This window comes from Brevibacterium sp. RIT 803 (assembly GCF_016892625.1).
Classification (GTDB): domain Bacteria; phylum Actinomycetota; class Actinomycetes; order Actinomycetales; family Brevibacteriaceae; genus Brevibacterium.
Window position 1 is genome coordinate 178,639 of sequence record NZ_JAFEMW010000002.1, and the last position, 26,274, is coordinate 204,912.

General features: G+C 61.4%; 21 protein-coding genes and 2 tRNA genes. 14 read left to right on the forward strand and 9 right to left on the reverse strand.

What is annotated here, in order from left to right; genetic code table 11:
• Positions 1-28 precede the first annotated feature (28 nt).
• A complete protein-coding gene (guaB1, locus tag JTF07_RS08115) occupies positions 29-1,486 on the reverse strand; it encodes a GMP reductase (RefSeq protein WP_204233773.1) in 1,458 nt (485 codons plus the stop codon).
• A gap of 101 nt (positions 1,487-1,587) precedes the next feature.
• Here guaB1 and JTF07_RS08120 point away from each other — a divergent pair, with 101 nt between their 5' ends.
• The 3 genes from JTF07_RS08120 (at position 1,588) to JTF07_RS21035 (ending at position 6,152) form a co-directional block, all read left to right on the forward strand.
• Positions 1,588-5,355: a multifunctional oxoglutarate decarboxylase/oxoglutarate dehydrogenase thiamine pyrophosphate-binding subunit/dihydrolipoyllysine-residue succinyltransferase subunit gene (locus JTF07_RS08120; RefSeq protein WP_204233774.1), complete on the forward strand. Its 3,768-nt coding sequence runs from the start codon at positions 1,588-1,590 to the stop codon at positions 5,353-5,355.
• Positions 5,352-5,966 carry a GDSL-type esterase/lipase family protein gene (locus tag JTF07_RS08125; RefSeq protein WP_204233775.1) on the forward strand — a complete coding sequence of 205 codons (615 nt, stop codon included), beginning with the start codon at positions 5,352-5,354 and terminating at the stop codon, positions 5,964-5,966. The genes JTF07_RS08120 and JTF07_RS08125 overlap by 4 nt, the downstream gene beginning before the upstream one ends.
• Positions 5,967-6,077: 111 nt before the next feature.
• Positions 6,078-6,152 carry a 50S ribosomal protein bL37 gene (locus JTF07_RS21035; protein ID WP_373270343.1) on the forward strand — a complete coding sequence of 25 codons (75 nt, stop codon included), beginning with the start codon at positions 6,078-6,080 and terminating at the stop codon, positions 6,150-6,152.
• Between the two features lie 82 nt (positions 6,153-6,234).
• Here the strand turns inward: JTF07_RS21035 and rsrA are convergent, their stop codons facing one another.
• Positions 6,235-6,507 carry a mycothiol system anti-sigma-R factor gene (gene rsrA / locus JTF07_RS08130; protein ID WP_143923325.1) on the reverse strand — a complete coding sequence of 91 codons (273 nt, stop codon included), beginning with the start codon at positions 6,505-6,507 and terminating at the stop codon, positions 6,235-6,237.
• The gene (locus tag JTF07_RS08135; RefSeq protein WP_204233776.1) at positions 6,504-7,112 is read right to left on the reverse strand and encodes a sigma-70 family RNA polymerase sigma factor; all 609 of its coding nucleotides are present in this window, start codon (positions 7,110-7,112) and stop codon (positions 6,504-6,506) included. The genes rsrA and JTF07_RS08135 overlap by 4 nt, the downstream gene beginning before the upstream one ends.
• A gap of 197 nt (positions 7,113-7,309) precedes the next feature.
• On the opposite strand from JTF07_RS08135, the gene JTF07_RS08140 reads away from it, so the two are divergent.
• Genes JTF07_RS08140 through JTF07_RS08160 form a run of 5 tightly spaced genes read left to right on the forward strand, consistent with a single transcriptional unit; the run spans position 7,310 to position 12,283 of the window.
• The gene (locus JTF07_RS08140) at positions 7,310-7,807 is read left to right on the forward strand and encodes a DoxX family protein (RefSeq protein ID WP_204233777.1); all 498 of its coding nucleotides are present in this window, start codon (positions 7,310-7,312) and stop codon (positions 7,805-7,807) included.
• Complete coding sequence (gene aroA, locus JTF07_RS08145; RefSeq protein ID WP_213018714.1) at positions 7,800-9,116, forward strand: 3-phosphoshikimate 1-carboxyvinyltransferase; 1,317 nt, start codon at positions 7,800-7,802, stop codon at positions 9,114-9,116. Before JTF07_RS08140 ends, aroA begins: the two co-directional genes overlap by 8 nt.
• Before the next feature lies 1 nt (position 9,117).
• On the forward strand, positions 9,118-10,155 hold the full coding sequence (gene rsgA, locus JTF07_RS08150; protein WP_204233778.1) for a ribosome small subunit-dependent GTPase A: 1,038 nt from the start codon (positions 9,118-9,120) through the stop codon (positions 10,153-10,155).
• A gap of 9 nt (positions 10,156-10,164) precedes the next feature.
• Complete coding sequence (gene hisN, locus JTF07_RS08155) at positions 10,165-10,971, forward strand: histidinol-phosphatase (RefSeq protein WP_204233779.1); 807 nt, start codon at positions 10,165-10,167, stop codon at positions 10,969-10,971.
• A gap of 40 nt (positions 10,972-11,011) precedes the next feature.
• Positions 11,012-12,283 carry an aminotransferase class I/II-fold pyridoxal phosphate-dependent enzyme gene (locus JTF07_RS08160; RefSeq protein ID WP_204233780.1) on the forward strand — a complete coding sequence of 424 codons (1,272 nt, stop codon included), beginning with the start codon at positions 11,012-11,014 and terminating at the stop codon, positions 12,281-12,283.
• Between the two features lie 143 nt (positions 12,284-12,426).
• Here the strand turns inward: JTF07_RS08160 and JTF07_RS08165 are convergent, their stop codons facing one another.
• Complete coding sequence (locus JTF07_RS08165; RefSeq protein WP_204233781.1) at positions 12,427-12,975, reverse strand: YceI family protein; 549 nt, start codon at positions 12,973-12,975, stop codon at positions 12,427-12,429.
• Positions 12,976-13,164: 189 nt separating this feature from the next.
• On the opposite strand from JTF07_RS08165, the gene JTF07_RS08170 reads away from it, so the two are divergent.
• The 3 genes from JTF07_RS08170 to JTF07_RS08180 all read left to right on the forward strand — a co-directional run bounded on the left by JTF07_RS08170 (position 13,165) and on the right by JTF07_RS08180 (position 14,776).
• Positions 13,165-13,238 (forward strand) — tRNA-Met (locus JTF07_RS08170).
• Between the two features lie 206 nt (positions 13,239-13,444).
• A tRNA-Met gene (locus JTF07_RS08175) sits at positions 13,445-13,518 on the forward strand.
• Positions 13,519-13,750: 232 nt separating this feature from the next.
• Positions 13,751-14,776 (forward strand): ABC transporter substrate-binding protein, encoded by a 1,026-nt coding sequence (locus tag JTF07_RS08180; RefSeq protein WP_252199623.1) that lies wholly within the window; start codon positions 13,751-13,753, stop codon positions 14,774-14,776.
• Between the two features lie 125 nt (positions 14,777-14,901).
• Here JTF07_RS08180 and JTF07_RS08185 read toward each other — a convergent pair whose 3' ends face one another.
• Both JTF07_RS08185 and JTF07_RS08190 read right to left on the reverse strand, forming a co-directional pair.
• Positions 14,902-17,877 (reverse strand): UPF0182 family membrane protein, encoded by a 2,976-nt coding sequence (locus JTF07_RS08185; RefSeq protein WP_213018748.1) that lies wholly within the window; start codon positions 17,875-17,877, stop codon positions 14,902-14,904.
• 32 nt (positions 17,878-17,909) lie between these two features.
• Positions 17,910-19,049, reverse strand: coding sequence for a YlbL family protein (locus tag JTF07_RS08190; RefSeq protein ID WP_204233783.1), 1,140 nt, complete (start codon positions 19,047-19,049; stop codon positions 17,910-17,912).
• 172 nt (positions 19,050-19,221) lie between these two features.
• Here JTF07_RS08190 and JTF07_RS08195 point away from each other — a divergent pair, with 172 nt between their 5' ends.
• Together JTF07_RS08195 and JTF07_RS08200 are read left to right on the forward strand one after the other, a co-directional pair.
• Complete coding sequence (locus JTF07_RS08195) at positions 19,222-20,658, forward strand: zinc-dependent metalloprotease (RefSeq protein WP_204233784.1); 1,437 nt, start codon at positions 19,222-19,224, stop codon at positions 20,656-20,658.
• On the forward strand, positions 20,659-21,228 hold the full coding sequence (locus JTF07_RS08200; RefSeq protein ID WP_204233785.1) for an NUDIX hydrolase: 570 nt from the start codon (positions 20,659-20,661) through the stop codon (positions 21,226-21,228).
• Here JTF07_RS08200 and JTF07_RS08205 read toward each other — a convergent pair.
• Positions 21,206-21,763: a M48 metallopeptidase family protein gene (locus tag JTF07_RS08205; RefSeq protein WP_204233786.1), complete on the reverse strand. Its 558-nt coding sequence runs from the start codon at positions 21,761-21,763 to the stop codon at positions 21,206-21,208. The two genes, JTF07_RS08200 and JTF07_RS08205, sit on opposite strands and share 23 nt — an antisense overlap.
• Positions 21,764-22,280: 517 nt before the next feature.
• Between JTF07_RS08205 and JTF07_RS08210 the strand changes: the two genes are divergently transcribed.
• Positions 22,281-23,183: a hypothetical protein gene (locus JTF07_RS08210; RefSeq protein ID WP_204233787.1), complete on the forward strand. Its 903-nt coding sequence runs from the start codon at positions 22,281-22,283 to the stop codon at positions 23,181-23,183.
• Here JTF07_RS08210 and JTF07_RS08215 read toward each other — a convergent pair.
• Both JTF07_RS08215 and nudC read right to left on the reverse strand, forming a co-directional pair.
• Entirely contained in the window at positions 23,160-25,199 is a 2,040-nt protein-coding gene (locus JTF07_RS08215) for an ATP-dependent DNA helicase UvrD2 (protein ID WP_204233788.1), read from the reverse strand. The genes JTF07_RS08210 and JTF07_RS08215 overlap by 24 nt on opposite strands.
• Positions 25,196-26,173: an NAD(+) diphosphatase gene (nudC, locus tag JTF07_RS08220; RefSeq protein WP_204233789.1), complete on the reverse strand. Its 978-nt coding sequence runs from the start codon at positions 26,171-26,173 to the stop codon at positions 25,196-25,198. Before nudC ends, JTF07_RS08215 begins: the two co-directional genes overlap by 4 nt.
• Positions 26,174-26,274 lie beyond the last annotated feature (101 nt).

Below are 26,274 nucleotides of genomic sequence, written 5' to 3' on the forward strand. Positions count from 1 at the left end.
TGGGACTGTCACTGTGCATGGCTAGATCTTACCAACTCCTGGACAGAGGGCGGCCTTCGTCATACCCTGCAGCGCTCTGAACTCCGACCGTTGCCAGTTCCGCGAATTCCCCGAGGCTGCGGGCTCCTGCATAGGTGAAGGAGCTGCGTACGCCGGAGGTGATGCCGTCGAGCAGATCCTCGACGCCAGGAGATTCTGGGTCAATGTACATCGTCGACGAGGAGATGCCCTCTTCGAACAGGCCCTTGCGTGCACGGGAGAACGCAGACTCCGTCCGAGTCCTGTTCGCCACCGCCCGCGCCGACGCCATGCCGAAGCTCTCCTTGTATTTGCGGCCCTCACCGTCGACAAGGAGATCTCCCGGGGACTCATGGGTGCCGGCGAACCACGAGCCGACCATGACCTGTGACGCACCTGCGGCAAGAGCCAGCGCCACATCCCGGGGATAGCGCACTCCCCCGTCCGCCCACACATGAGCGCCCAACTGCCTGGCAGCCTCGGCGCATTCGCGGACAGCAGAGAACTGCGGACGGCCGACGGCCGTCATCATGCGCGTCGTGCACATAGCACCGGGGCCGACACCGACTTTGATGATCTGAGCACCGGCCGACACGAGGTCGCGAACACCATCAGCGGTGACGACGTTGCCGGCGACGATGGGCACTCCCAGGTCGGCGGCCGCGATCGAGCTCAAGGTGTCAAGCATCTTCACCTGATGCCCGTGGGCAGTGTCGACGACCAGCACATCGGCTCCGGCTGAGACCAGCGCAGAGGCTCGTTCGACGGCGTTGCCGTTGACTCCGACCGCCACGGCGATCTTCAGTCTGTTCTGATCATCGAGGTTGGGGGCGTAGATCGATGACCGCAGCAGCGATTTGGGCGTCAGGGACCCCAGCACTCCGTCGCTGTCATCGACCACGGCTGCGAACGGGGTCCGGGCCTCGTTCATGGACTCGAACAGCGACTCCAACTGTGCGCCATCGGACCAGTCGATGTCCGAGGCCCGGATGACATGCGGCGACGGTTCGAGCAGTGAAGACACCGCAGTGAACCGGTCGACGCCCTTGAGGCTCGTCGAATCGATGACTCCGGCGAGCTTGCCGGAGTCATCGACGACCACTCCGTAGCCGTGGGACCGTTTGGCCAGGACGTGCAGTGCGCTCAGCACCGTGTCCTCCGGGGAGAACCGCAGCGCCGAATCGAAGACGCGATCACGACTCTTCACCCACTCGATCGTGTCCTGGGCAGCGGATAGGGGGATGTCCTGCGGCAGAACCGCGAGGCCACCTCGGCGAGCCATAGTCTCCGCCATCCGACGACCGGATACTGCGGTCATATTTGCGGCGACGATCGGTGTCGTGGAGCCGGTTGGATCGGTCGTCGACAGGTCGACGTCGAACCGGGAAGTCAGTGAGGACGAATTGGGAACCAGGAACACATCTGAGTAGGTCAGATCATTATTCGGGTCATTTGAGATGAAACGCATAACACTATTGTCCCCTATGCGGACATACTCGGGTACATCGCGTTAGGCTGGTCATGTCGTTAAGCAGCAATTCTTGAATCAGGAAGTAGGCGATCAACGCCGTGTCCGTCAATACTCCGAACCGCACCGTCGACGACTTCGGGTCGAATGAGTGGTTGGTCGAGGAATTGTATGAACAGTACAAGTCCGACAAGAACTCCGTCGACCAGTCATGGTGGCCGTTCTTCGACAAGTACGAAAAGAACGGGGATGGAGCAGCAGCGAAGACTGCAGACGCCAAACCCGCAGCAAAGACCGGCACCAAGCCGGCCACGAAGTCCACTACGAAATCAGCAACGAAGGCTCCTGCGAAGCCTGCCGACAAGTCCGCCAAGGACACCTCGGGCGCAGGCTCTGTTGCGGATGACAGTCCCCGCGGAATCTCCCCGTCTTCGGCACAGACCGAGACCCTGAAGGCCGAGACCAAGTCCGTGCCCAAGGTCGTCGTGAAGGACACTGAGCCGAAGCCGGCTCCCGAAGAGACCGTGACTCCGTTGCGCGGTCCGGCGAAGCTGATCGCCAAGAACATGGACGATTCGATCGAAGTTCCCACGGCCACGTCCGTTCGGGCGCTGCCGGCAAAGGCACTCATCGACAACCGGATCGTCATCAACTCGCACCTCAAGCGGACCCGTGGTGGAAAGGTCTCCTTCACCCACCTCATCGGCTTCGCAGTCATCCGAGCTCTGCAGAACTTCCCTTCGCAGAACGTGTCCTACGATGTCCGCGACGGTAAGCCCGTCATGGTCTCCCCCGCACACGTGAACTTCGGGCTCGCGATCGATGTGCCGAAGAAGGACGGTTCGCGCACTCTCCTGGTGCCCAACGTCAAGAAGGCTGAGACGCTGACCTTCCGCCAGTTCGTCGATGCCTACGACGGTCTCGTCGAAAAGGCTCGGCAGGGAAAGCTCACAGCTGACGACTTCGCAGGCACCTCGGTCTCACTGACCAACCCCGGTGGAATCGGAACCGTGCACTCCGTGCCTCGTCTGACCAAGGGGCAGGGATGCATCATCGGCGTCGGTGCACTCGACTACCCGGCAGAGTTCCAGGGTGCCAGCCAGCACACGATCAACAAGCTGGCTGTGTCCAAGGTCCTGACTCTGACCTCCACCTACGATCACCGTGTGATCCAGGGTGCAGGATCCGGTGAGTTCCTCAAGCTCGTCCACAGCTACCTCCTCGGCGAGGACGGCTTCTACGATGATGTCTTCGAGTCGCTGCGACTGCCCTACGAGCCCGTGCGCTGGGTGCCTGACGTCTCGGCCGAAGACCAGGACGATGTCAACAAGACCGCCCGCGTCATCGAGCTCATCGACGCCTACCGCACTCGCGGACACCTCATGGCCAACATCGATCCGCTCGTGTACCGTCAGCGCTCGCACCCGGATCTCGACATCAATCAGCACGGTCTGACCCTGTGGGATCTCGAACGCGAGTTCCCGACCGGCGGTTTCGGGGCCAAGCCGATGATGCCCTTCCGCAACATCCTCGGCCTCCTGCGCGAGAGCTACTGCCGGACCATCGGCTTCGAATACATGCACATCGCCGATCCGCTGCAGCGCCGTTGGTTCCAAGCCAAGATCGAGGTTCCTCACCAGGAGCTGACTCGTTCTGAGCAGGGACATATCCTCGGTCGCCTCAACGCAGCCGAAGCCTTCGAGACCTTCCTGCAGACGAAGTACATCGGTCAGAAGCGCTTCAGCCTCGAGGGCGGCGAGTCAGCCATCGTCCTCCTCGACGAAGTCCTCAACCAGTCGGCAGACACCGGCATGGAACAGGTCGCCATCGGCATGGCCCACCGTGGACGTCTCAACGTGCTCACGAACATCGCAGGCAAGTCCTATGCGCAGATGTTCCGTGAGTTCGACGGAACGATGTCTCCAGACAGCGTTCAGGGCTCCGGCGACGTCAAGTACCACTTGGGCACCGAGGGATCCTTCACGTCACCTGCGGGCAATTCGACCGATGTCTACGTCGCGGCCAATCCCAGCCACCTCGAGACCGTCGATCCGATCCTCGAAGGCATCGTGCGCGCCAAGCAGGACTTCATCGACCAGGGAGAAGCCGGCTTCACCGTGCTTCCCGTCCTCGTCCACGGCGACGCGGCGTTCGCAGGTCAGGGTGTCGTGACCGAGACCCTCAACCTCTCGGAGCTGCGCGGCTATCGGACCGGTGGCACGATCCACATCATCATCAACAACCAGGTCGGCTTCACCACCCCACCGGCCTCGGCCCGCTCGTCCTTCTACTGCACCGACGTCGCGAAGTCGATCAACGCACCGATCTTCCACGTCAACGGGGATGACCCCGAAGCCGTCGTCAGGGCAGCACGACTCGCGTTCGAATACCGTCAGGAATTCAACCGCGACGTCATCATCGACCTCGTCTGCTACCGCCGCCGCGGACACAACGAGGGCGATGATCCATCGATGACGCAGCCGCTGATGTACTCCCTCATCGAGAAGAAGGGTTCGGTGCGCAAGCTCTACACCGAATCGCTCGTCGGCAGGAAGTGCATCACCGACGAGGAGGCCAGCGAAGCGCTCAAGGACTACCAGTCGAAGCTGGAATCGGCGTTCGCCGAGACCAAGGAAGCCGAGACCGGCTCCTACGATGGCGATGCCTTCAACGCGCCGCATGTGCCCAGCGACATCGAAGCATTCAACAATGCCGAGACAGCGATCAGCACGGAGACTCTGCACCACATCGGTGAGACCTTCGCCGCTGTTCCGGAGAACTTCACCATCCACAAGAAGCTGCGTGCCCTCCTTGAGAAGCGCAAGGAGATGTCGCTCTCCGGCGGAATCGACTGGGGCTTCGCCGAGCTGCTGGCCTTCGGCTCGCTGCTCATGGACGGAATTCCTGTTCGCCTCGCCGGCCAGGACTCGCGTCGCGGCACATTCGTGCAGCGCCATTCGGTGCTCATCGACGCCGTCAACGGCAATGAGTGGACGCCGCTGCAGAACCTCAGCGACGAACAGGCCCGGTTCTGGGTCTACGATTCGCTGCTGAGCGAGTACGCGGCAGTCGGCTTCGAATACGGCTATTCGGTCGAGCGCAAAGATGCCCTGGTTGCCTGGGAAGCTCAGTTCGGTGACTTCGCGCAGGGTGCCCAATCCGTCATCGACGAGTTCATCTCGTCCTCGGAGCAGAAGTGGCAGCAGAACTCCGGCGTCGTCATGCTCCTGCCCCACGGATACGAGGGTCAGGGCCCTGACCACTCCTCGGCTCGCATCGAGCGCTACCTGCAGCTGTGTGCTGAGTCGAACATGACGGTGGCTCTGCCATCGAGCGGTGCGTCGTACTTCCACCTGCTGCGTCGCCACGCGATGACGACGAACAAGCGTCCGCTCATCGTGTTCACCCCGAAGTCGATGCTGCGGCTCAAGGCCGCGGCCAACTCTCCCGAGGACTTCACCTCGGGCACGTTCAAGGCCGTCATCGACGATGCCGTCGTCGATCCCGAGAAGGTCGACCGTGTCGTCATGGTCTCCGGCAAGCTCTACTGGGAGCTGCTGGCTCAGCGGGAGAAGCGTGAAGACACGAAGACAGCACTCGTGCGCGTCGAACAGCTCTACCCGCTCGACGAGGACTCCATCGCGGCTCTGCTTGACCGGTACCCTGACAGCGCAGAGCTGATCTGGGCACAGGAAGAGCCTGAGAACCAGGGCGCCTGGCCATTCATGGCACTGAACATGCCACAGCTGCTGGGCGAGCGTGAGATCAACGTGATCTCTCGTCCTGCCTCCGCTGCGACTGCAACCGGACTCAAGCATGTCCACGAAGTCCAGCAGCAGGAAGTCATCGACCGGATCTTCCGCCGGTGAGTACCGTGACTCCGACGACCGTTGCGGTGATCGGTGGCCCCCTGGTCGCCGGTCACGGCGATGGTCGTGGTCTTGGGTGGGTTGGACGCGTCACTGCCAGGACGTTGCCCAGCCTGCCCGATCTCAGGGTCTTTCCTTTGGCGGTGCCGCACGAGGACTCTTCTGGCCTGCATGCCCGCACCATCGCCGAGGCGTCCCTGAGGTACACCTCGGACGGTGACAATCGGTTGGTCCTGGCTTTGGGTTCGGGCGATCTCGATTCCGGTCGTTCCGTCGCCCGAGCGCGTCTCGATGTGGCCAATGTTCTCGACGAGGCATTGGCACGGAAGGTTTCGGCGTTCGTCATCGGGCCTCCCCCTGAGTACAACTCCGAACGCAATCGTGGGATCGCTGAGCTCAACACGAGCTTCTCAGACGTCGCAAAACGACGCGGCATCGCCTATGTCGATACGTTCACGCCCCTGCTTGGCCATCCTGTGTGGCAGCGCGAGATCTCATCCTCGCGTGACCATCTGCCCGGACAGGAAGGCTACGGTCTGTTGGCCTGGCTGGTTCTGCACCGGGGTTGGTTCTCGTGGCTCGGTGTCCAGGACGCCATGGGCGATTCCTGATCTCCGTGCAGTCGTCTCAACCGCAGAAGCCTGGTCGTTGAGATATGAGTGACGCTTTGCCCAGGCACAGTCGTCATGAAAGAATGAAGCATCTAGTGAAGGAGTGTAGTCATGAGCAAGCGCAGCCGTAAGCGTCACGACCGTCGTCGTTCCAACGCGAACCATGGTAAGCGTCCGAACGGCTGATTCCTTCGAATCAGTCCAGGACATGTGAAGAGGGCGGGGAGAATATCAATTCTCCCCGCCCTCTTCATGTACGATGCAGCGACTAAGCTCCAGCTCCGGGCCAGACTGTCTGTTCAGTGGCGATGCGCTGACGAATCTTCTCACGCAGTCCCATCGGTGCCTCTTCCCGGCTGCAGGACCTGCGCACCAGCTCTTTGAGCAGTGCCTCGATCTCATACTCGTCGTGGCATGAGGGACATTGTTCGAGGTGCACGGAGATCTCACGAATCTCCGTCGTAGTCAGCTCTCCGTCAAGATAATGGTAGATGCGCGTCAGAGACTCCGCACGCACACTCTCACAGCATTCATCGCTCATTTCGCACCTCCCGCAGGTTTGGAGAAGCCGCGATCCGCAGCGTAATCGGCCAACCTGTCACGCAGCTGACGGCGCCCCCGATGCAAGCGCGACATCACGGTGCCGATCGGCGTATCCATGATTTCAGCGATCTCCTTGTACGGCAGACCTTCGACATCGGCATAGTAGACCACCATGCGGAAATCCTCCGGAAGCTCCGACAACGCGTCTTTGACGTCGGAGTCAGGCAGATGGTCGAGCGCTTCGAGTTCCGCAGAGCGGCCCCCGGAGGAGGAATGACTCGCGGCCTGGGCGATCTGCCAGTCCTCAATGTCCTCACTGCCGTGTTCCTGCGGCTGGCGCTGCTTCTTGCGGTAGTTGTTGATGAACGTGTTCGTCAGAATCCGGTACAGCCATGCCTTGAGGTTGGTTCCCGGCTTGTACTGGTGGAACGCCGCGTAGGCCTTCGCGTAGGCCTCTTGGACGAGATCCTCGGCGTCGGCAGGATTTCGGGTCATCCGCAGAGCAGCTGCGTAGAGCTGATTGAGATATTCCAGAGCGTCACGCTCGAAACGGGCCGAACGCTCGGCCTTGGTCTCGGGGACTTCTTTGACTGATTCGGTCATCGTAGTCAATGGTACGCCCGTTCTCTCTAGGACGGCAGTGGCGTTCACAGACTTCTCCTTCTGCCTTTCGACTCGGCACCAGCAGGATCACCCTCACCGGTGCGTGTTCTCTGATTCAACACCGGGGCGAGCCCCCACTATTCCCGGACAACCGTTATGCTTGCCAGTGAGATGCCCGACACGTAGGAAGGACCATAGTGTCTCCAATCAGATTCCTGGCGCGGCCCATGCTGGCCGCCGGCTACATCAGCAACGGGGTCGACCGTCTGCGCCGACCAGAAGCGGCAGCCGCATCGATCGGTCCGCTGCTGAACATGGCACGCAAACAGATCGACGTGCCCATCGACGCACCTACCTTGGCACGCGCCACAGGGGCGGCTCAGGTCGCTGCGGGGTCGTTGCTGGCTATCGGCAGATTCCCTCGCGTGAGCGCCACGATCCTCGTCGGCACCTACCTCCTCGACACTGTCGGTGAACGTATCGCAGCAGAGAAGACGACGTCGAAGGAAGACAAACGGGCGCGAACAGAGCGCACCCTGATCCGCACATCGATGCTCGGCGGCGCGCTGCTGGCAAGTGTCGACACGGCGGGCAAGCCAGGACTCTGGTGGCGCACTCAGCATGCCGCCGAAGATCTCTGGTCCTCGGTCGAAGACACCTCGAAACAGGCAATGAGTGCGCTTGGCGTTGACTGACACACCCGATCTCACTGCACCCGCCACCGGCGACTGGATTGCTCCGGTCGCCGGTGGCTGCGTCACCGCGAATGTCAGCGTTCCCGGTTCGAAGTCCCTGACCAACCGCTATCTCATCCTCGCTGCTCTGGCCGAATCCGAGTCGATTGTGCGCGGATGGCTGCGCAGCCGTGACACGCTGCTCATGGTCGAGGCCCTGAGAGCGCTCGGGGCCGACATCGACGAAGTCGACGGCAGTCTGCACATCACCCCTATTGACTTCTCCGCACACCGCGAAGGTCCTCCGATCACCATCGACTGCGGTCTCGCCGGAACCGTGATGCGCTTCGTTCCTCCGCTCGCAGCCGCCACCGGACGTGAGATCGTCCTCGATGGTGACGAGCAGGCCAGGGTCAGGCCGATGTCAGTCATCATCGACGCTCTGACCCGCCTGGGAGCCTCCATCACTGCAGAGAACAATCTGCTGCCGATGACGATCCACGCACAATCCCACCTTCGTGGTGGGCACCTTGAGATCGACGCCAGTGCCTCCAGCCAATTCGTCTCGGGGATGCTCCTGACCGCCCCTGCGCTGCCCCTGGGAATCGAGCTCGTCAACCGCGGCGATTCCGTGCCCAGCCGGGCCCACGTCGATATGACCATCGAGGTCCTCGCCGATGCGGGAGTCGACGTCACGGAGCCCGAACCCGAACGATGGATCGTTGAGCCCGGCCTGCCGCGTGGACTCGACGTCCACGTCGAACCAGATCTGTCGAACGCAGCGGCCTTCGTCGCCGCGGCGCTGGCGACCAACGGCGAGGTCACCGTTCTCGACTGGCCAGCTCATACGACACAGGCCGGTGACGGATTCCGCTCCATTGCCGAAGCCTTCGGCGGTACTGTGACCCTGGACCGCAATGGTCTGCGGGTTCAGGGGCCCGAAGTCCTGCAAGCAGTTGACCTCGATCTCTCTGCCATCGGTGAACTCACGCCCGTCGTAGCTGCCCTGGCAGCACTGGCCGAGGGCACGTCCAATCTCACGGGGATCGGGCATCTCCGTGGACATGAGACCGATCGGCTCTCTGCCCTGCGCCGCGAGCTCGGTGCCATCGGTGTCGACGTCGACGAACAGGCCACGTCTCTGACGATCACCGGTTCGGCCCCGCACCGCGGAACGTGGCACACGTACAACGATCACCGGATGGTCATGGCCGGAGCCATCCTCGGCCTCCACGTCGATGGACTGGTCATCGAGAACGCCGACACTGTGGCGAAGACACTGCCGGAATTCACCCAGCTGTGGGAAGACATGCTGAGTCGGCGCGCCTGAGATGGCACGGATCTACCGCGATGAGGATTACCGCCCTCGCCCGAGCAGACGCGGATCCCGGCCACGGACGAAGAACAGGCCGAATCACGACGAAGCGATCGAGGGACTCGTCACTGCCGTTGACCGCGGACGATATCGAGTAGTCGTCGCCGATGATACCGGTGACGTCCGTGATTCGCGCGGGGCCGGTGCCGCCACCTCAGACGTCACGGCTGTACGAGCCTCCCACCTGCGCAAAGACGCAGTGGTACCCGGCGACATCGTCAAACTCGTCGGAGATACCTCGGGCAGCAAGGGATCTTTGGCGCGTTTGGTCGAGATCACGAAGCGGCGCTCTCTGCTGCGTCGCAGCGCCGATGACACGGATCCGACGGAACGGGTGATCGTTGCCAATGTCGACGTCATGGGCATCGTCACCGCCACCGAGGACCCTGAGCCCTCATACGGGCTCATCGATCGGGCACTGACAGCGGCCTTCGACGCCGGCATCGCTCCCCTGCTCATCGTGACCAAAACTGACCTGAAACCGGCAGATGACATCATCGGACGGTTCTCGCAGACCGGAGTGTCGATCGTATCCTCCGGGCTCAGAGCCGACGGGACACTGACCGATGCGACGGTGTTCGATCGCCTGCAGGGCCAGATCAGCGTTTTGGTCGGACATTCGGGTGTCGGAAAATCGACCCTGATGAATGCGCTGGTCCCCCGGGCTGAGCGAGCCACAGGCCATGTCAATGATGTCACCGGGCGCGGTCGGCACACCTCGTCGTCGGCGATCTGCCTTCGTCTTGACGGTGGCGGCTGGCTCGTCGACACACCTGGCGTCCGCAGCTTCGGGCTCGCCCATGTCGATCGGGACACGCTGATCTCAGCGTTCCCGGAACTCGTCCAAGCCACCGCCGAGTGCCCACGCGGGTGCACCCATCAGGCCGATGCGCCGGGTTGTCAACTCGACGCCTGGGTCGATGCCGGCAATGCGGGACCCGGCGGAGTCTCACGTTTGGAGTCGCTGCGCAGGCTGCTGCCCTCGACTGGATAAGGTGGAGGAATGAACGATCTCGACCTGGCGACCGAACTCGCCGACCTCGCAGACTCCATCAGCTATCGTCATTTCACGGCCCAGGACTTCGCCGTCGAGACCAAACCCGATCTGACTCCCGTCACCGAGTGCGACAGGGCTGTAGAGTCCGCGATCATGGAACGCCTCCATCGCGAACGTCCGGATGACAGCGTCCTCGGAGAGGAATTCGGTACCCACGGAAGTTCGCCGAGGCGGTGGATCATCGATCCGATCGACGGCACGAAGAACTTCGTCCGCGGAGTTCCCATTTGGGCTACCCTGATCTCGCTCTATGACGGCGAAACGCCGATCCTCGGCATGGTCTCCGCGCCGGCTCTGGGACGCCGGTGGTGGGCTGAGACAGGTCACGGAGCATTCACCTCGGCGCTGGGAGAAGATGCCAAACCCATCCACGTCTCCGACGTCGATTCCCTCGGGGATGCCTCGCTCTCCTACGCCTCGCTGTCCGGCTGGAAGGCCCTCGGGATCCTCGACGAATTCCTTCTCCTGTGTGAGAGCCTGTGGCGGACTCGAGGCTATGGCGACTTCTACTCATACATGCTTCTGGCCGAAGGTGCGGTGGACATCGCATGCGAACCCGAACTCGAGCTCTACGACATGGGCGCGCTGGTTCCGATCGTTCTGGAAGCCGGTGGAACGTTCACCAACACGGCAGGGGTCAACGGGCCCTTCGGCGGCAATGCCCTCGCGAGCAATTCGCGCCTGCATGAACGTGCCCTTGATTCGCTGGGACGGATTGCTCCTGCCGCCCCTCCCGCGCACCCCCACGTGTGAGTTCTCACCGATACCCGATCATCTCTGAGGAAGGAGACAGATGCCTGATGTGATGCGTGCCGATCTGTGGCATTCGATGGCTGATGCGGCCGGTCTGATCAACGCCGACGGAACGATCGGTGAGACGATCTACGGTCAGATGACAGCGTTGGCGGCGAAGACCGGAGCAGTCAATCTGGGACAGGGAGCACCGGGAACCGATGCCCCTGTCGAGCTCATCGATGCCGCCGCCGATGCTATGCGAGAAGGCTGGAACCAATATGCACCCGGTCAGGGATTTCCCGCACTGCTCGAGGCCGTGGCCCAACAGCGGTCTCGGGATTTCGGGCACGAGGTGTCACCGCAGAATGTGCTCTATACGTGCGGGGCCACAGAAGGCCTCACCGCCGCCATTCTTGCCCTGCTCCCCCGCGGCGGGACGGTGGTCGCCTTCGAGCCGTTCTATGATTCCTACCCTGCGGCGATCGCCGCTGCCGGCGGATCATTGGTCACCGTGCCGATCCTGCCGACCTCGGAAGGCGGGTTCGCGCCCGACTGGAAGAGCTTCGATCAGGCTGTGAATGCTGCCGACAGCTTCCCTTCGATCATTCTCATCAATACTCCCCACAACCCGACCGGGTTCATGTTCAGCGCACAGGACCTCGCGCGCATCGGTGAAGCGGCAGTCTCCGCGGACGCCTGGGTTCTCACCGACGAGGTGTATGAGCAGTTGGTCCTCGATGGCACGCCCCATGTGGCGCCCGCGGTGGCTATGGACGACAGAGCACGGGTTGTCACCGTCTCCTCGGCGGGAAAGTCGTGGAACACGACTGGATGGAAGATCGGGTGGGTGATAGCTGAGCCTGAGGTGAGGGAAGCCATTCAGGCGATCAAACAATTTCTCACGTTCACCGCAAGCGGACCCCTGCAGGTGGGCCTCGCGCGTACCATGACCGAGGGATCGACCTTCGTGGCCGAGAATCGAACCTCACTGCAGCAACGAGCGGAGGTCCTGGTCCCGGCATGTCGTGCTGTTCCGGGAGTCATCGCGTCTACACCGGCTGCCGGATATTTCACCGTCGTCGACTTCTCAGCTCTGACCGATCTAGACGCCTTCGAGCTCAACGACCTATTGGCCAGGCGGTACTCGATCGTCGGGATTCCCGTGCCTGCCCTGTGCCGGACCGGATCGCCTGCGCATGCGGCATACCGATCTTCGATCCGCTACTCATTCTGCAAGTCTGCGGCCGATGTCGATCGTGGGGCACAGCTGTTCTACGACCTCGCCGCAGAATTGGACCAGGATCCCACTGCGCTTCGCAGGGAGAACTGACTGCACCAGCGCTCGTGCTCAAGACAGGAAGAACCGTCACAAGCACACAGAGAAGGGGGCGGACCGCATTGCTGCGGTTCGCCCCCTTCTCTGTTCGCTGCGACAGACTCGCTGCCAGTGCACCAGCGGCAGTGTCAGACGGTTCAGGCCTTGACGAGCTCGAGTTCGAGTTCGATCTTGATCTTGTTGGAGACGAGCAGCTCGCCGCCGCCGAGAACAGCGTTGAATTCCATGCCGAAGTCCTTACGATCGACCTTGGCGACAGCCGAGAGGCCGGCAACCTGGTTCTCGTTGGGATCGGTGGCAACTCCACTGAATTCGGTGGTGAAGGTGACTTCCTTGGTCACGCCGCGCATGGTCAGGTCTCCGATGAGTTCGAACTCATCGTTGGACGCTGCATTGATCCCAGTGGACTTGAAAGTCAGTTTCGGGTTGGTCTCGGCTTCGAAGAAGTCAGCACTCTTGAGGTGACCGTCACGCTGAGGATTGCGAGTGCTGATCGATTCGACGTCAGCCTCGGCGGTGACAGTGCTGTCTTCAAGGGTCTCGCCGACGTTGACGGTGCCCGCGATGTCTTCGAAGTGTCCGCGGACCTTCGAGACACCGGCGTGCCGAGCAGTGAACGTGAACTCGGAGTGCACCGGGTCGATGTTCCAGATACCTGCGGTGAGTCCCTGTGGAAGAGCAGTCATGATTTCTCCTTTTAGTTGAAATTTGAAGTACAAAATTGACTATAGTTTAGTTTTCAACCATCCGCAACCTAGGATCGGAATTCACTTCAGACTGCGCACCCCAGGTGAACGACAGGTGGACATGTGGCGGACGTCACCCGACTTCGGTTTGGCCTGCAGGAAACAGCTCATGTAAAGTGGGTATCACGACGCGGGGTGGAGCAGTTCGGTAGCTCGCCGGGCTCATAACCCGGAGGTCGCAAGTTCAAATCTTGCCCCCGCCACGTTGTGAATGTGTCGCAGCATCGTTGATTCGGTGTTGCGGCACATTTTTTGTCTCTGACTCGCCCCTGCCTCTGACCCACCTCTGCTTCTGGCTCACCTCTCCTACGGGTCAGGCCCCAAGGGGCACCAGGGAGCACTTGCACGAAGAGCACCCGATTATGCTTCTGACTTGCGAGGACGTAGTATTTAACAAGTAATCAAACGCCGCGGGGTGGAGCAGTTCGGTAGCTCGCCGGGCTCATAACCCGGAGGTCGGAGGTTCAAATCCTCCCCCCGCCACGAAAGTGGCAGAATCCCCAGTCAGTTCTTCTGGCTGGGGATTCTTCATATTCACCTACCTTCCCGACCGTCCCCCGAACGCCATGTTCAAGGTGACGCTTATCGGCACTCGATGGCCGACGAGGCACTGCTGTGCTCCGAGTATGTCGAGTTCCGGGAAAATCGCGTTGATATCGACGCCCGACGCGTCTCCAAAGAAGAGCTCCAGCCTTGGCAAGGTTATGCTTACCTTATGACTCTTTCTTCCCGCAGTACGCGCGCCGTGGCCGCAACCGCAATGTCCGTTCTCCTACTCACCAGCGCCTGCACCGCTGGCATCGACAACGGCAATGATGAGGGCGCCAGCAAGAAGGACGTCGCCACAGGCGGCAGGGCTTTCGCCACGGCAGACAAGGAGACTGCCGAGCTGGGAAGCGACGCCGATCCAGGAGTGTTTCCACGCACGGTGAGACATGCCAATGGCACCACCGAAATCGCAGAGCGCCCAGAGCGCATCGTCGTCCTCGACACCGGCGAACTCGACGATGTCCTCGCTTTAGGCATCACGCCCGTCGGCATGGTCACGACCGAGGGTGCACACGCAGTGCCCTCGTATCTTGCCGATCAGGTCAAAGACGTCGACACGGTGGGAACGATCAACGAACTTAACCTCGAGACGATTGCCGAACTCGAACCAGACCTGATTCTCGGCAGCCAGCTGCGTGCCGACACACTCTACGAAGAACTCGAATCGATCGCACCCACCGTCTTCTCGATTCGTCCGGGATTTCCTTGGAAGGAGAACTTCGCTCTCGTCGGCGAAGCATTGGGTATGGAAGATGAAGCAGCGGACGCGCTCAACGACTACACGAGAGCCACCGACGATCTCAAAGAGGCGGTCGACGGCAGACCGACGATCTCGCTCGTACGTTTCATGCCTGAGAGACTGCGGCTGTACGGCAACAAATCCCTGATCGGCGTCATCCTCGATGATGCCGGATTCGCTCGCCCCGAACCACAGGACATTGCTGAACTCGCGGTGGAGATCTCTCCGGAGAACCTCGATCAGGCCGGTGGCGACTACGTCTTCTACACCAGTTATGGCGACCCTGAGGCAACCGGTGAGACCACAGCGCTCTCCGGCAGCCAGTGGACGGGTCTGTCGGCCGTCGAGGATGGCAGAGCCTTCCGAGTCGATGACGACGTTTGGTTCCTCGGACTGGGTCCCATCGGCGCGGGGCAGATCGTCGATGACCTCGACAGCTATCTGACCGACTGACACAGCGGGAAGAACGTCTCCACTCCGTGGCGCTGACCATACACTGATCACCGGCACAAGTCGGGCCCCTGAGAACCGCTCGGATCTCAGGGGCCCGACTCATTCAGCGTCGACCGGTGCGGACGTCAGTTGCCTCCACCCTGATCGGCCGGGGCACTGGCCGGAGCCGAAGCTCCGTCCTTTGTGCCGTCCTCGGCCAGAGACGGATCGGCTGCGACCGCATCTTCAATCGCATTCTTGAGACGATCCTGAGCCTTTCCGTACTTCTCGAAATCGCCCTCCTTGAGGGCTGCGTCGGAGTCCTCCATCGCCTTCTTAGCTTCTTCCAGCGCCTCGTTGAGGTTCTGGTCAGCAGGCTTGGCACCGGATTCGCCGCCGCTGCTCGACCCACCCGATTCGCCCGAGCCGCTGTCCTCGGTACCGGCATCTCCTGCCTTGGCACCGGAGTCGCCGCCGAAGACCTGGTCGAGAGCCTCATCCAGGGTCGGTGCGAATCCGATGTCCTCGCCGAAGGCCACCAGCACGTGCTGGAGCAGCGGGTAGGACGTGTCGCCGGCGGACCGGACGTAGACGGGCTGCACGTAGAGCAGGCCGCCGCCGACGGGCAGCGTCAGCAGGTTGCCGTTCTGAACTTCAGACTCACCCTGACGCAGCAGGTTCAGACTGCGCTGCACGTCGGGGGCGGTGTTGAAGTTGTTCTGTGCCTGACCCGGACCGGGCACCGTCGTATTACGCGGCAATTGCAGAAGCCGGAGCTTGCCGTAGCCATCTGCCACCTCTCCCTTGGAACTGCCGGCGTCAGCATCTGCTGACAAGAAGCCAGTCAGGTTGTTCCGTGCCTGCCCTTCAGAAGAGCGCGCTGGAATGTAGGAGCTCGTGAGCGAGAACGACGGAGTCTTCTGGCCCGGCATCTGCAGAGTCATGTAGAACGGAGGCTGCGTCAGACCGCTGTTGGCCTGTTTCGTCGGATCCGTCGGCAGCGTCCAGAAGTCCTGGCCGGTGTAGAACTCACTGGCCGTGGTCACGTGGTACTTCGTGAGTAGATCACGCTGCACCTTGAACAGGTCTTCCGGATACCGTACGTGGCTCATCAGGTCGCCCGACATTTCCGATGACGGTTTGATGAGGTCAGGGAAGATCTTCATCCACGTCTTGAGGACGGGATCTTCCTTGTCCCACTGGAACATGTCGACCGTGCCGTCGTAGGCATCGACTGTGATCTTGACGGAGTTCCGGATGTAGTTGACCTCTTCATCCGGAAGTGTGGCCACTGCGTTGGGCGCGGTTGCCGTCACCGAATCCTCGGTCGCCTCCTGCAGCGGCTGAGGCGTCGAGTACGGGTAGTCCTTTGCCGTCGTGTAGCCGTCAAGGATCCACTTGATCTTGCCGTCGACGACAGCAGGGTACGGGTCCCCGTCGATCTTGAGGAACGGGGCAAGCTTCTGCACCCGTTCACGTGGGTGACGCTCATACAGGATCTGCGACTCATCGTTGACTGCATCGGAGAGCAGAATCTGCTCGTCCTGATACTTCAGCGCGTAGGCCAGACGGTTGAAGAGGTTACCCAATTTCGGACCGCCGTCCCCGGTGAACGTGTTGTTCACCTGGCCCGAACCGCTTTTCTCATCGGAGGGGTAATCAAGCTCCCGTGGTGTCGCGCCCTTCTCGCCGCCGACGATCGAGTAGTCCGGTGAGCTCTCACCGAAATACACGCGCGGCTCATATTCGGGGAACTCCCCCTTCGGCGGAATGTCGGACTCCATGAACAACGGCTCACCATCGGGGCTGCGCTGATTGCCGTTGGCGGCAACGACACCGAATCCGTGGGTGTAGACGATCGCGCGGTTGTACCAGCTCTGGTTATTCACCGAGTCCGGGGCCAACTCACGAACCGCGATCACAGTGTCGCGCATATCGCCGTCGATCTCGTAGCGATCGACGTCGAGCTGCTCAGGGAAGGAGTAGTAGGGCCTGACCTGCTGCAGCTGGCGGAAAGTGTCCGAGACCAGGTTCGGGTCAAGCAGACGGATCGACGCAGCGGTCTCAGCGTCTGCACGCAGTGCGCCCTTCTCGCCGCTCGTGCTCGGCTCATAGGGAGTCACATCGATGTCGTCGAAGTCGAAGCCATCACGAGTCGCATCGATGTTGTGCTGAATGTACTCGGATTCCAAACTCTGCTGAGAAGGGCTGACCTGGAACTGCTGGACCATCGCGGGATAGGCGATGATCGAGATGCCGCCGAGGACGATGAGCGTCGCGGTCGCAATCAATGAGATCCGCCAATTGCCCTTCCACGCCGTATAGACGAACAGGAACGCCACCAGCACCGCTGCTATCGCGACGATGGCCATGGCTGGCAGCGCCGCCCTGTCATCGGTGTAGGTCACACCGGGAACGATGCCGCCGGTTGCCGTCAGTCGTTCGTACCTGGCCAGCCACAGACGGCCCGCCTGAACAAGGACCAGAACGCCGACGGTGATTCCCAGCTGCCACTGGGCGGTCTTCGTCAGGATGACACCCTTCTGCTCCCCTGGACGGATGCCGCCGAAGAGATAATGCCCGACAAGTGCGGCGATGAGCGCCAGCAGAACAGCCATCCCCACTTGATCGCCGATCAGCCGCAGACCGGGCAGAACGAAGACGAAGAACGACTTGTCCATCCCGAACTGGGCGTCCTGCGAACCGAAGGAGGTCGAGTTCATCCACTGAAGAACGGTGTTCCAGTGCGAAGAGGCGGTGATTCCGCTGAGCACGCCGACGACCGCTGGGATGGCAAATGTCGCAACTTTGCGCAACGGTTCGATGGCTTCGCGGTACCGATCGAGGTTCTCCTGGCGCGGAGTAGTCGGCGCGTACACCGGGCGATTGCGGAAGGCCAGGTGAAGGCTCACCCACACTGGGACCGCCATCACCACGAATCCGGCCACGAATGTCAGTCCGCGGGTGAACCACATGGTGCGGAACACCTGAGAGGCATCGATCTGTTTGAACCACAGGATTTCGGTGTACACCTGCGTGAATGAGATGAAAGCAACGAGCAGTATCGCCACTGACACGAGAGTGAGCAATAGGGGCGAACGTCTGGGCCTGTTCGTCGGCATTCGTGCGGAGGTGGGTGAGGACGGAGAGCTCACTACTGCCCTTTCTCGTTGTTGTCGGCGCCGCCAGCTGAACACTTCTTCAGATCCGAAGTGTCTCCGGCTGCGTACTGCTCCACGGCATTCTGCGCATCATCGAGCGTGTCGATGCGCGCCACCGTGATCTTGGACTGATCGGCAGCCCCGATGACCTCTGCACAGTTGTCTGCGGGCGAGAGGAAGAGCTTCGCCCCCTTTGCAGTCGAGGCCGCTACCTTCTGTCGAGCCCCACCGATGGGGCCCACATTTCCTGCAGGATCGATCTCGCCGGTTCCTGCCACATGCTTTCCACCGGTCATAGCACCGGGTGTGAGTTCGTCGACGATCGCCAATGCGAACATGGTGCCCGCTGAGGGGCCACCGATGCCTTCGACGTTGAAGGCCACATCGACAGGGAACTCAAAGTCCTGTTTCATGCTGATACCGACGGCTTTGCGCCCGTCGATCGTCTCTGATTTCAGCGCGACGTCGGTCTTCTTCCCACCGCGTTCGACAACGAGGTCGACCGAGTCGGAGGACTGAACCGTCTCGCTCATCACCTGTGCAGCTGCCGGGTCGGAATCCAATTTCTTCCCATTCACGGAAATGATCCGATCGCCCTTGCGCAGTTCCGCTTCGGCGGGCGAATCGGGAACCACATCACCGACGAGAAGGTGGACCTTATACGGTTTGTCGAGCTGTCCCATTGCTGCGGCAACGGCCACATCCTGACTGGATGACATCTCCACCGCGTTGGAAGCGGCCACATCTTCCCGCGTCGTGTCGAGAGGGTAGTAGGCCTCGGTGGGGATGACCGTCTCCTTGCCGTGAAGCAGAGCACCCAGTGCCTGCGAAGCATAGGTATCCCGGCCCGGGCCGCCGCTCACAGCCACGGTGAGCATATCGATGCGGCCGCTGGTCGGGTAGGTTGTGGCACCGGAGACGTCGATCATGGGTTTGTCCTGATAGTCGCCGAGGGTGTTGAACACCGGCCCAGGCAGCTGCAGCATGTATGGCACCGGCAGTAAAACCGCAAGAGCGATAAGGATGTATGTCATGACCCCTGAAGTCGTGGTCAGACGTGGAGCGCGTCGTCGAGTGTCGCCACGCGTCGGTGCTGCGGGCACCGGCACGGCCCGAGGGGCATTAGCTGTCATGTGATCCTTTCGCTGCACCGCCCAACCAGTCTAGTTGAAACCTGACCGTGAGTTTCACAGACTCCTTTCGCCCGGTGCGAACATCCTCCGAAACCTCCCGGAATTGGGAAGCTTCCCACATGCGGAACCGTTAACGTATAAGACAAACCGATCCTTGGGGGCTTTGAGAAAAATGAGCGATGACAACAACAACGAGCAGAATCCGTTCGAGCAGATCTTCGGAATGCTGTTCGGAGCGAACGGTCCCGGCTCCGGTCAGGGCGATGACAAGGACGGAAATCCCGGTCCGCAGGGATTCCAGATCGACCCGGCGATGATGTCAACCATTATGAATCAGATGCAGGGTCTCTTCGGACAGGGTTCCGATCCTCAGGCCCAGGCGACGTCGATCGCGCAGAAGGCTGTTCCGAGCCCTGACCCTGCGGTGGGCCAGGAATCTGTCAAAGCGACCACCGATGCCTTCCGACTTGCCGAACTGTGGCTCGCCGAGGCGACCGAATTCTCCGTGGCCAATCGAACAGCACGTACACTGACCCGCGCGGAGTGGGTCAGCGAGACCATGCCCGGGTGGCAGAAATTCGTTCTCCCGATCAAAGAGAACATGTCCACTGCCCTGACAGAGACCCTTGAGACTCAGGTGCCGGCAGAGATGAAGGGCATCCTTGCCGGTGCCTCGTCGATGTTCGGTTCGATGAGCGATTCGATGTTCGCCATGCAGATCGGTCAGGCAGTGGGTGCGTTGTCGGAGAGCGTTCTCACCGGCACCGAGGTGGGACTGCCCCTGCTGCCTCATGACAGTGCAGTGCTCGTGGAGACCAACGTGGAGAAGTTCGCCTCCGAGATCGACGTCGACGCCTCGGAAGTCAGGATCTACCTGGCCGCCCAGGAACTCGCGCATCTCGCGCTGTTCGAACGAGCTCCCTGGCTCAGCGCACAGGTCGAAACTGCACTGACCCGCTATGCGCAGGGCCTGAAGGTCGACACTTCACAGATTGAGGACATGGCCTCGCAGGTCGATCCGTCCAACATCTCCGACCTCAGCGACAATATCCGTCAGGGCCTGTTCAATCCTCCGACCACCGAGGATCAGAAGAAGGCACTGACGAATCTGGAGAACCTCCTCGCAGTCATCGCAGGCTGGGTCGACGTGGTCGTCTATTCCGCCTGTGCGCATCTTCCCGGACGCGATCAGATCCGTGAAGCCCTTCGTCGCCGCCGAGCCACGGCAGGCCCTGCCGAGAAGACTTTCTCAACCTTGGTCGGTTTGGAGTTCAATCCACGGCGCCTGCGCGACGCTGCGGCTCTGTTCGGATATCTCGAGACGCAGGGAGGCACCGAGGCCAGAGACAAGGTGTTCTCCCACCCCGACCTGCTGCCGACGACACAGGACCTCGACGACCCGTTGGGCTACTCCGAACGTCGGCACGCCGAGTGGACCAGCGAATCCACCCTTGACGAAGCACTGAGCAGAATTCTGGACGAAGGCATTGAAGGCACCGAGCCCAGCGCAGACTCGGAGCCGCAGAACGATGCCGACTCGGATGCCGATTCGGATTCCGACGATGGATCAGACGACGGCGATGAGACCGGCGGTCGCAGCGAGAACTGAATGATTCATCTCGACACAGCTCGCGCCGAGGTCCGCACCACATCAACGCCGACTGATTTCGCGGCCGACTTCGAACGCCTGTTCTCGGCTTTCGGTGATGCAGCGCTGCGACGCGGGGCTGGCGCTGAACATGTCACTGCCAGCTGCCTCGTCTTCGACCCCGACACCGAGTCCGTGCTTCTCAACCACCACCGCAAGGCTGGCCTCTGGGGCCAGTTCGGTGGGCACCTCGAAGCCGAGGACGATAGTCTGCGCTCCGCGGCACGCAGAGAGGCTATGGAGGAGAGTGGGCTGAGCCGGCTGACCTGGTTCTCGCCCGCGCCGATCGATCTCCATGTGCATGATCTCTCGGCTTCGTTCGGCGCCTGCGAACGTCATTTCGACGTGGTGTTCGCGGCAGTCGCCTCCGCCGACCAGGTCCCGGTCGTCTCCGACGAGTCCCTTGCGGTGAAGTGGTTCCCGCTCAGCGCGCTGCCATCCTCACTCATGCCCGATCTCGTCGTGCGACTGCCGAAGCTGTACCAGGCAGGGGTGGCAGCCCAGCAGGTCAGCGACCGCCACCCCGGCTGAACTGCTCCCCCGCACTGAAGCCCTCAAGGTAGAGCTTCGCATCCGCCTGCCGGGGGTGTCTGTCTGCCAACTCGTGAAATGCCCTGGAATGTGGGCCTATCTGCAGGTGGGCAAGTTCATGGACGATGACTGTCTCCAACACCCAACGAGGCACTTTCTGCAGACGGTGGGAAACCCTGATGTCGCCTGACGACGTCGTCGTCGAAGCCCATCGACTGATGTTCTGATTCGTCACCCACCTGATCGACTGCGGTCGCAGACGACCGTCGAAATAACGCTGGCTCATCTCGTCCGCCAGCTCGACGAGATCGGCCGCCGAAGAATGGTCCCTGGCGGCAAGTCGATTGAAGAGATCAGTCAACGACCGAATGTTGTGCTCCACGCTGTATCTCACAGGTGTGCTGAGAACATACGTATCAACTTCCTTTGAGACCGAGATGGTCTTCTTCCGGCGTGCCGAGCGGCGCACTTCGATCTCTCCGCGGGCGATCGCCCGCAGCACGTCCTCTTCGGTCCATCGCTGTTGAGTTGCCACAGACCCATCATAGGAAATTCAACGGGCCACTGTTTCTTTCGTCTCTAGTTGTGAGTTTCCTGAGTATCAATATTCTGTGCCGTCTGCCGGGCTGTCCACAGGCCGAATTATCCGCCGTGGGCTCCAAGTGCGGAAGTGACCTACGCTTTCACTCTCCGCGGAGCAACTCCCCCAATCATTCAAGGCACCTTTTCTCCACAGCTCATGGCGGGATATCCACAGGTTATCCACACGCTGTTGAACGGTCTGTGCATGAACCGACATTGACGGGGCGGCAAATGCAGAATAGGTTCTATGATTGACCCCGGAAAACCCGGAGATGCGTGCGGAAGGGGAAGCTGCACGAGTTTCCGCGAGCGCCTGGGGCACAAAGCGGTTGAGGGCATGTCGGAATGCATTTTCCGGCCTGCCCTCAACTGTTTTCCACAGGGTTTTCCACAGTTCCATCTCAGCCATAGCGGATCTCGTCCACCTTCACTACTGTGGAAGTTCGAGGCGTTCGAGGCGAGGTGGAGACATGTTCCGAGTTTTTCCCAGTGTGCCGATCACATGGCGTTCACCATCGTGTGTGCAGTTCGGCGTCGATGATCCGGTGCTCATCGACGGTCTCCTGCCTGCAGATATCGCTCTCGTCGAAGAGCTGCGGATGGGTGTCGGTTCAGCCCAGTACTACTCTCGAGCTCAGGATCTCGGTGCCGACCTGGGCCGGGCGAGTTCGCTGATCACGCTGCTCGATGAAGCAGGGGTCATGGTTCCCGACGATGCCGATGCCGTGATGACGACTAAGAGTTCGCCGCTGTTGGCGACTGCGCAGATCTTCGCCCTCTCACCTGATCGTGTATCGAGAGTCCTCGGAGATTCGCCGATTCTGGTGGTGGGGCCGTTGAGAGCCATCACAGACCAGTATCTCTCAGCCTCCGGTTTCGCTATCGCAGAACAGCATCGCGTCGAAGACCTCGATCTGCTGTCCTCACCGCTGGTGATCACAACCTCGTACCTCGTCCCAGACATTCATACTGCCACTTGGCTCACGGATCGTGAGATCCCGCACTGCCAGGTTGTGATCGGGGAATACTCTCTCGAGATCATCGGCCTCATCCGGCCCGGGGCTACGCCGTGCGCCGTGTGTGAGTGCCTGCGGAGGAAAGACGCCGATGATTCCTGGCTGGACCAGTACCCCCACGTTCGAGCCCTCCCAGACCGCGAGAGTCTCAGCGATCCCTTGTCACGTGGGCTGGGCGCACTCAACGCCGTTCAGATCCTCAGACGATCGCTGCTGCGCCCAGACACACAGCCGGTGCGCAGAAGCGTCTCTCTGGCTACAGGCGTCGGCACAGACGAGGCCCTGTCGTTCCATCCTCGCTGCCAGTGCCGTGTGTCCGTCCCCCACTTCGACCTAATCGACGAGCAGGCTCAGTAACCCTGACCCATAGAGTTCGAGTTTGGTGGCACCGACTCCAGGGATCTTCGCCAACGATGTCATGTCCTGCGGTCTGATCTCTGCGATCGCGGAGATCGATGTGTCGGTGAGGACGAGATAGGGAGGCAACCCCTGTTCCAAACCGACACGGACCCGCCATCGTCGCAGTCGGTCGAGGAGTTCAAGGTCGATGTCGGCGGGGCAGTTCGCACACCTGGACAGGGCTCGGTCGACTTGGGATACGAGCACCTTGCCACACGATCTGCAGCGATTCATCGCCACCGAGGTCGCAGTCCCACGACCCTGACCCACCGTCTGATCGACTCGCCCGAGTTCGCTGAGGAATCGGGACGGCTTACGTGGTCGCTGCTTGGAGTCGTGGCGTGACTGTGACCAGCTCAAGCTGAGGTCACGGCCCGCACGGGTCAGGGCCACATAGAACAGACGCCGCTCCTCAGCCACCGTTCGCGGCGTCTGGGCATAGCTGATCGGCAACAGGCCCTCGCTGAGCCCGACGAGGTGCACACTGTCCCATTCAAGACCTTTGGCCGCGTGAAATGAGGCCAGGGTGACACCCTCGATATCAGGGGCGAATTGGTGTTCGGCTCGATCGCTGAGGTCTGCGAGAAACGTTTCCAGTGGCACCGGCAGCTCAGATCCTGACTGATGTGTCTCGGCCAGATCGACCAGGGCCTTCAGAGATTCCCATTTCTGTCTGCTTGCGCCTGCCGCGGGTGGTTTGCTCGAGTACCCCAGGGACACCAGCACCTCGGCGACGACCTCCGGTAGGGGCCTGCCGCTCGAGGTAGCGCGGGCCGCTTTCAGCATGAGGACGGCTTCTTTGACTTCCTTGCGCGCGAAGTACCTCTCCCCGCCTCGCAGAACGTACGGGATTCCGGCTGCCGCCAGAGCCTGCTCATAAGCGGGACTCTGTCCATTCGTGCGGAAGAGAATCGCGATGTTTCGTGGTCGCCGGCCGGCATTGATCTCGGCAGAGATGGCCTTGACGACCCCGGCGGCTTCAGCGTCATCGGTCGGATACTCGGTCATCGCCGGCTGCTGTCCCTCGGGATTGTCTGTGCGCAGGGTCAGCGCCTCGCGGGATGTGTGCCGAAGCAGGTTGTTCGCCGTCGACACAATCGCCTTCGTCGACCGATAGTTGCGGACCAGCTGGATCGTCGTCGACGTCGGCAGTGAGGCGTCGAGGGTCCTCAGCAGTGAAGAGTCTGCTCCGGCGAACGAATAGATCGTCTGGGCCGGGTCACCGACTACGCAGAGGTTGTCGCGTGGCCCCAGCCAACGCGAGAGCACATCATATTGGAGGGGTGAGACGTCTTGGAACTCGTCGACGACGAAGTGTCGGTACTGATCACGAATGTCTGCTGCGATGGCTGGGTATTCTGCGAGCATTCCGTCCAGAACGAGCAGAACGTCTTCGAAGTCCATCAACCGGCCGCGTGTCTTCGCTTCGCTGTATGCCTCGAAGATGCGCACCATGTCTTCGACGCCCAATTGTCCGGGAAGATCGCGTGCGGCGGCTTGGGTGGCATAGTCATCGACACCGAGGAGGGACGCGGCAGAGAATTCGAGTTCAGAGGCCACATCTCGATTCAGTTCCCGGCTGGTCTCGATCCCCATGCTCTGCAGCACCGAACCGAGGATCCCCGCCTTATTGTCAATGATTCGGGGGAAGTCTCCGGTCGCAAACCGATCCCAGAAGAAGCGCAGCTGGCGAAGAGCTGCCGAGTGAAAGGTTCGGGCCTGGACAGCGGGAACTCCGAGGTCGCGCAGCCGAGACCGCATCTCTCCCGCTGCCTTGGCTGTGAAGGTCAGAGCCAGAACGTGATTGGGAGGGAACTCATCGGTGGCAATGCCGTAGGCGATGCGATGGGTCATGGCACGGGTCTTGCCCGTCCCGGCTCCGGCCAGGACGATCACCGGTGTGGAGAACTGGGTGGCGACCTCTTTCTGCTCCTCGTCGAGAGCGTCGAGGAGCGCTGCTGCCTGAGCGTTCAAATGTTGTCCAACCAGCTGTAGAGGAGCTGTCCTGCGATCGAGACGAGTCCAGGCGCCCGGACTGTGCCGCGTTCGATGGCTGCGAGCAGTTCCTCACGCGTGAACCAGGTCAAGGTGGCGATTTCAGCCTCGTCGGCGGCGAATTCGAGACTCGGAGCTTCAGCTGAGAAGCCGAGCATGAGTGAGCACGGGAACGGCCAGGGTTGGGACCCGAGGTACTTCGGATCCACAACTTCGACGTGGGCCTCTTCGAACACCTCACGAATGACTGCGTGCTCCAAGGTCTCACCGGGTTCGACGAATCCGGCCAGCAGGGAGTAGCGGTCGACTTCCCACGCCGCATTGTTTCCCAGCAGCACTCTTTCGACACCGGCCTCGTCCGTGTTGATGATGAGGACGATCACAGCAGGGTCGGTACGAGGGAAATGTTCGCTGCCGTTGTCTGGGTCTGTTCTCACCCAGCCGCCGAGGGTGGGACGGGTCGGCTGCCCCGTCCGGGGCGAGAACTGGTGGGCTCTGTGCCAATTGCCCAGGCCCACGATCTCGCATGCCAGGGACACCTGCACGTCATCGAGGGACTCGGCCAACTGACGCAGCGGCATCCACATAGGCTCGGCGCTGTCGATGCCCTCCCCCGGCGCGGTCAGCAGATCTGTGGCGTCGCGGGCACGAGAAGTTGCCAGCCAGGTGTCGAGTCGGCTGCGACCGGAATCATCAAGGGAGACCCCGATGTACCGGTTTCCTTCGTCGTCGCGGCCGAGGTAGATCTCTGTCTGCTCCTCCGGAACCATTCCGGGATCGCTGATGAACAGGCCCCCGGCCGCCACGAGGAGTGACCCACGATGTTCGAACACGGGTGTTGCTCCGCTGGCCCACAGCTCCTGCAGGTCACCGTCCTGACCCCGAGAGAGATGGTCTCGATCGATCCCATGGCGGGCCAGACTGATCGGCTTCACGAGTGGCAGTGGCTTCATGCCCTCCACGATAACTCAGGGCCATGACGTAGGAAGTGTGGGTGCTGACACGCTCAACAGCCGAATCTCCGGTCTCCGGCCGCGCCAGACGGTAGATTGGG